We start from the raw sequence: 6,105 nt of genomic DNA, 5'->3' as shown, positions 1-6,105 counted from the left end.
TGTCAACTCAGGTCTAGACGTTAGACTGCCTTCATGACCCAAAATTACGACTTCGACGTGCTGGTCATCGGCGCTGGCCCCGGCGGGTATCACGCAGCCATTCGTGCGGCCCAGCTCGGCCTCAAGACCGCCTGTGTCGAGCGCGGCGCGGTGGGCGGCGTGTGCCTCAACGTGGGCTGCATTCCCACCAAAGCCCTGCTGCACGCGGCTGAAACCGTCCACGCCTCGCACCAGGCCGCCGAATTCGGGCTGACCTTCAGCGGGCAAGCCCTGGACATCGCCAAGCTCAACGGCTGGAAAGAAAGCATCGTCAAGAAGCTCACGGGCGGCGTCGGCGGGCTGCTCAAGGCCAACAAGGTCACGCTGCTGACCGGGCAAGCCAGTTTCGTGGACGACCACACCGTCAGCGTGGACGGCAAGAACTACACCGCCGCCCACTTCATCATCGCCACGGGTTCCGACCCCGCCAAGCTGCCCGGGCTGGACGTAGACCAGGACACAATCGTGGACAGCACCGGCGCACTGGTCATGCCCGACCCCGTGCCCGCCCGGATGCTGTGCGTGGGCGGCGGCGTGATCGGCTTCGAGTTCGCGCAGGTGTACAACAACCTGGGCAGCAAAGTGAAGGTCATCGAGTTCCTGCCGAACGTGATTCCGGGGGCCGATGCCGACGCCGTCAAGGAATTTGCCAAGGTCATGAAGAAACAGGGCATCGAAATCGTGACCCAGATGAAGGCGAACAAGGCCGAGAAAAAGGCCGATGGCGTGCATGTGGAACTCGAAGACGTGAAGACGGGCGAGAAGAAGACCGAAGTCTTCGACCGCGTGCTGGTCGCCGTGGGACGCCGCCCGCGCACCGATGGCCTGAACCCCGAAAAAGCGGGCGTGACCGTCACCGAGCGCGGCTTTATTCCCGCCGACAAGCAGCAGCGCACCAACGTGCCGCACATCTTCAGCATCGGTGACGTGGCGGGCAACCCCATGCTGGCGCACAAGGCCATGAAAGAAGGGCTGGTCGCCGCCGAAGTCATCGCGGGCAAACCCGCCGAGCAGGACGCTGTGGCCATTCCCGGCGTGGTCTACACCTCGCCCGAACTGGCCTGGGTGGGCCTGACCGAGCAGGAAGCCAAGGACAAGGGCTACGAAGTCAAGACGGGCGTGTTCCCGATGGCCGCTTCGGGCCGCGCCATGACGCTGCAATCCACCGACGGCTTCGTGAAGATGGTCGTGGAGAAGGACACTGACCTGGTGCTGGGCGTCCACATCGTCGCGCCGCACGCTTCCGACATGCTGGCCGAAGCGGGCTTGGCCCTAGAAATGGCCGCCACCGCCACCGACATCTCGCTGACCATCCACGCGCACCCCACGCTGGGCGAGTCCATGCTGGAAGCGGCGGAAGCGGCGCACAAGCAGGCCATTCACATCATCAATCGCTGAGGGTCAAGGGAAGAGGGTGGAGAGCGTCGCCCCCTTCTCCCTCTCCCCTTCACTCTCCACGAAAAGGAAGCGCCCCGCCCGTTTGCCCGGCGGGGCGCTTTCCCTTGCCAACTTCTCAAATCCTCTGTCTGCGACCTCGCACCTTCGACCACAGGCTGTAGGCGGCGGCGGCCAGTCCCAGCAGGCCCAGCACCGCCAGAATGGGCGCGAATACGGCCAGCACACTCAGGGTCAGGCTGCCCGCGTCTTCGGCGGCACTCAGCACCGGGTTGCCGATGCCGCCTGTGGTCGCCGTCGCCACCGGGCGCACCGCCGTGCGGGTCGCGTGAACACCGCCTGCCACCATCAGGCCCAGCACCGCACTGACGGCGGGCGGCACGTCAGCCACGCCCATCTGCGAGGCTGCCAGCACCGCGCCCGCCCCCGTGTTGATGACCGACCCCGCCACATGCAGCGCGTGGTCCACGCCGGGAATTTTGTCGCCCACGAAATCCAATACCGCCAGCAGCCCGACCAGGACCATGAAAAAGGGGTTGGAAATGATGTCGAACGGTGCGTTGAGGTGCATGTAGCCGAAGTGATTCAGGCCGCCCACGATGAGGAGCGGAATATAGGCGTTCAGGCCCGCCGCACCCGACAGGCCCAGCGCAGAGAGCAGACCGGAAAAGAGTTCCATACCGCTCCTGAATACGCCCCCCGACACCAAAAGTTGCGCGGCTCACCTTGAGTCAGTCTTGATGCTCCCCCAGCCCAGCGTCAGCTTCGGCGGGAACGGGTTCAGGGGCAGGAGGTTTGGGCCGCAGGTCGGTGCCGTTGTACGCCTGCTGCGCTTCGGCCAGCCCCCGCACCGCCCACATTTCCGCCGCGCCCACGCCCAGGCGCACCAGTTCGCTCAGCGTGTCGCGCTCCTCGTCGCGCCATTTGCTCAGCACCCAGTCGGCAGGGTCGCGTCCGGCGGGTGGGCGAGAAATGCCGATTTTCAGGCGGGGAAAGCGGTCATGGCCCAGCCGGGCGATGATGTCGCGCACCCCGTTTTGCCCGCCGTGCCGCCCGCCCATGCGGAACTTGAGCAGCCCGAACGGACTGTCGAGGTCGTCCTGCACGACGAGCAGCGCCTCGCCTTCCAGCTTGTAAAAGGACATCAGGGGCCACACTGCCTTGCCCGACGTGTTCATAAAGGTCTGTGGCTTGACCAGCAGCACCTTTTCGCCGGGCAGCCCGCCCAGCCGCACCTCGCACACCTCGGCCTCGCCGTCCTTGCGCCAGCTTCCCCCGGCCCGCCGCGCCAGTTCGTCCAGCACCAGCCAGCCGACGTTGTGCCGCGTCTGCGCGTACTTTTCGCCTGGGTTGCCCAGTCCGACGATCAGTTTCATGCCTGGGCGCTGTTCAGAATCTCACGCCAGCGGGCTTCGGTTTCGCGCACTTTGGCGTCGTCTTTGGCGCGGGCGTAGCCTTTGCGGAATTCGGCAAAGTTGGTGTCGGTTTCGGAAAACAGCAGCCCCAGCGCAAATTTCACGTCGGTCACGTTCTGCTCGGTCAGCGTCCTGTCCCTCGCGTCCAGTACCTCGTCCAGCGTCGCCATCAGGCCCGACACGGGGCGCAGCCACTGAAAGGCGGGGTCGTTCATGACCAGGCTGTAGAGCTTGTAGGGGCCGTCAATGGGGCCGTGGAGAAACTCGTAGTCACTTTTGGCCACGTCCAGCAGCGCCGAGTGGTAGTGGCGCAGCGCCTGGGCCAGCGCGTCGAGTTTGATCCGAATGGCAGCGTCGGAGGCAGTCATGCGGCTCAGGATAGGCGCTCGGAGGTGAAAAGGACGAGAGAGAGGGCGTTTGTCTCTTCGCTTTCAACGACCCCAGGCGTATAAACAAGTTACAGAGCGGTTTGAATCAAACAGTGATTTACCGTGTAGTCCTTGCTGATAGCCCTCATTCAAATCGCCCGAAACCGGAGGTTTGTTATGAGTCGTAGTCTGCTTGACCGTCTGATTTCCTACATCGGCCTCACGCTCGCCGCCGTACTCCTGATTGCGGGGATTTTGCTCACCGCTGCACACAACATGGTCCGGGCAGAGGTCGTGTCGCAACTCACGTCGCAGAACATCACCATGCCCAGTGGCCCCGCACTTGACCGCCTGCCCGCTGCGGACAAGGCCGCGCTGGAGCCGTTCGCCGGGCAAGCCATGAACAACGGCGCACAGGCCAAAGCCTTTGCCGACCACTACATCCTGGCGCATATGAACGCCTCGTCGCAGGGCAAAACCTATGAGGAAGTCTCGGGCGAATACATGCGGATGAAAGACAAGACCACTGAAGAAGCCCAGAAACTCGGTGAGCTGCGCCAGAGCCTCTTCATGGGCAACACCCTGCGCGGCATGCTGCTCAACGCCTACGCCTTCGACACGATGGGCAACATCGCCCGCACCGCTTCTATCGTATCCTTCGTCGGCGCGGCCATCATGACGCTGCTCGCCGTGCTCGGCTTGCGCCATGCAGCCCAGGCCAAGGACGTCACCGTAGGCTAAAGCCCTTTCCGCCATTTCGTTGAGTCGCTTGGGCCCTGCTCAGGCGGCTTCTTTACTGACTGAGAAAAAGCCGGAGGGCCAGGGAAACCACTCTCCCTCAACCCTCCGACCCTGAGACCCTCGTACAGGTCTGGACTTTAGCTGTGCGTCATGTCCAGCGGCACGACCCACTGGGCGAATTCTTCTTCGGTGACGTACCCCAGTTCCAGCGCCGATTCCTTGAGGCTCAGGCCCTTCTTGTGGGCGTTCTTGGCGATGGCGGCGGCCTTGTCGTAGCCGATGTGACGGTTCAGCGCCGTGACCTGCATCAGGTTCTTGTCGAGGTTTTCCTTGATCTTGGCCTCGTTGGGTTCGATACCCACCGCGCAGTTGTCGTTGAACGCGAGGCAAGCATCACTAATCAGGCGGATGCTTTCCAGCACGGCGTGGACCATCACGGGCTTGAACACGTTGAGCTGGAAGTTGCCCTGGCTGCCCGCAAAGGCGACGGTGGCGTCGTTGCCGAAAACGCGGGTGGCGACCATCGTCATGGCTTCGCTTTGCGTGGGGTTCACCTTGCCGGGCATGATGCTGGAGCCGGGTTCGTTCTCGGGGATGTTGATTTCACCGATGCCGTTGCGGGGGCCAGAGGCCAGCCAGCGCACGTCGTTCGCCATCTTCATCAGGGCACCCGCCAGGGTACGCAACGCGGCGGAGGTCTGCACCAGCGCGTCGTGCGCGCTCAGCGCGGCGAATTTGTTCTCGGCGGAGCGGAACTTGTAGCCCGTTTCTTCGCTGAATTTCTGCGCGGCGAGGTCACCGAATTTGGGGTGCGCGTTCAGGCCCGTGCCTACCGCCGTGCCGCCGATGGCGAGTTCCAGCAGCCCTTCACCCGCGTGCTTGACCTCGGCCAGTGCGTAGTCCAGTTGGGCGACCCAGCCACCGATTTCCTGCCCCAGCGTGATGGGGGTGGCGTCCTGCAAGTGGGTGCGGCCCACCTTGACCAGCCCGTCGTACTCCTTGGCTTTGGCATCCAGCGTGTCGCGCAGCTTGCCGACAGCGCCGTACAGCCGCTCGTTGAGTTCCAGCACCACGGCGATGTGCATGGCGGTGGGGAAGGTGTCGTTGCTGCTCTGGCCCCGGTTCACGTGATCGTTGGGGTGAACGGGCGACTTGCTGCCCATTTCGCCGCCCGCCAGCTCGATAGCGCGGTTGCTGATGACCTCGTTGGAGTTCATGTTGCTCTGGGTGCCGCTGCCGGTCTGGAACACCACCAGCGGGAAGTGATCGTCCAGCTTGCCCGCAATGACTTCGTCGGCAGCCTGCACGATCAGGTCAGCAATATCCTGGGGCAGTTCGCCCAGTTCGGCGTTGGCCTGCGCCGCGCCTTTTTTCAGGATGCCCAGCGCCTTGATGACGGGGCGGCCCCAGATGAAGGTGTCGCGCCCAATCGGGAAATTGTGAATGCTGCGCTCGGTCTGTGCGCCCCAGTATCGGCTGGCGTCCACCTCAAGGGTGCCCATCGTGTCGGACTCTTTGCGGATGTTGGTCATAGCGCCTTTATTTTACGCCGCCCACCATCCAGTTCAGCCATCGCGAAAGGGTGACTGCCGAAGTATCGCCGCATGTTCCTGCTTGCACCTGTCGGCCCATTCGGGAAACATCTCGCCCAACAGTTCTTCTTGCCGCGCGAAAGCCACACGCCGGAAGTCTTGCCCAGGAACACGGTGCCGCAGTTCGTAGGCAAGGGCCATGCTTGCCGTCACGCTCTCGAAAAAGCGGTACAGCAGGTCATCCACCGAAGAGGTGCGGTGGCGGATGTCAACCTTGCCGCGCTCGAAATAACACAGCAGATATTCCCCACCTTCCTCACGCACGAAAAAGCCCTCATCACTGAACCGACCTGCCAGCACCAGTTGCTCCTCGCTGGCTCCCAATCGGGCATTCAGCTGGTCTATCCGGACCTGGAGTTCTGGGGGAAACTGCCGTCTCACAGCTAAGAGTGTACGGTGATGCCATCCGAGGTAGGGGCGGCAGGTCAGTGCTTTTCTAGCCGTCTTTCGCCACCGTCTCAGCGATGGTCTGCGCTGGCACAGCCGTTGGAGAGAATGGGCCATCACCCTTCCCTGACACGATTTGCCCTAACTTACGGAACGCGTTCTGTAGAG

General features: G+C 63.1%; 7 protein-coding genes. 2 read left to right on the top strand and 5 right to left on the bottom strand.

Going from position 1 to position 6,105, the window contains the following annotated elements:
• The first annotated feature begins 33 nt into the window (after positions 1 to 33).
• Positions 34 to 1,437, top strand: coding sequence for a dihydrolipoyl dehydrogenase (gene lpdA, locus Q4C89_RS13510; protein WP_303103147.1), 1,404 nt, complete (start codon positions 34 to 36; stop codon positions 1,435 to 1,437).
• A 115-nt stretch (positions 1,438 to 1,552) separates the two neighbouring features.
• Here lpdA and Q4C89_RS13505 read toward each other — a convergent pair whose 3' ends face one another.
• From Q4C89_RS13505 to Q4C89_RS13495, 3 genes are read right to left on the bottom strand one after another with little or no spacing between them, the layout of a single operon-like run.
• Positions 1,553 to 2,113, bottom strand: a complete 561-nt coding sequence (locus Q4C89_RS13505) for a DUF4126 domain-containing protein (RefSeq protein ID WP_303103146.1) — start codon at positions 2,111 to 2,113, stop codon at positions 1,553 to 1,555.
• A 52-nt stretch (positions 2,114 to 2,165) separates the two neighbouring features.
• Positions 2,166 to 2,810, bottom strand: a complete 645-nt coding sequence (gene pth, locus Q4C89_RS13500) for an aminoacyl-tRNA hydrolase (RefSeq protein ID WP_303103145.1) — start codon at positions 2,808 to 2,810, stop codon at positions 2,166 to 2,168.
• Complete coding sequence (locus tag Q4C89_RS13495; RefSeq protein WP_303103144.1) at positions 2,807 to 3,217, bottom strand: hypothetical protein; 411 nt, start codon at positions 3,215 to 3,217, stop codon at positions 2,807 to 2,809. Before Q4C89_RS13495 ends, pth begins: the two co-directional genes overlap by 4 nt.
• Positions 3,218 to 3,394: 177 nt before the next feature.
• On the opposite strand from Q4C89_RS13495, the gene Q4C89_RS13490 reads away from it, so the two are divergent.
• Positions 3,395 to 3,958, top strand: coding sequence for a hypothetical protein (locus Q4C89_RS13490; protein ID WP_303103143.1), 564 nt, complete (start codon positions 3,395 to 3,397; stop codon positions 3,956 to 3,958).
• A gap of 137 nt (positions 3,959 to 4,095) precedes the next feature.
• On the opposite strand, the gene fumC is transcribed toward Q4C89_RS13490, so the two are convergent.
• Entirely contained in the window at positions 4,096 to 5,490 is a 1,395-nt protein-coding gene (gene fumC, locus Q4C89_RS13485) for a class II fumarate hydratase (RefSeq protein ID WP_303103142.1), read from the bottom strand.
• A gap of 33 nt (positions 5,491 to 5,523) precedes the next feature.
• On the bottom strand, positions 5,524 to 5,931 hold the full coding sequence (locus Q4C89_RS13480) for an Imm63 family immunity protein (RefSeq protein ID WP_303103141.1): 408 nt from the start codon (positions 5,929 to 5,931) through the stop codon (positions 5,524 to 5,526).
• Between the last annotated feature and the right edge of the window lie 174 nt (positions 5,932 to 6,105).

It is taken from the genome of Deinococcus sp., from assembly GCF_030523985.1.
In the GTDB taxonomy this organism is placed as follows: Bacteria; Deinococcota; Deinococci; order Deinococcales; family Deinococcaceae; genus Deinococcus.
Note: the sequence above shows the minus strand (reverse complement) of the source record. Positions and strands in the feature narration are given on the sequence as shown.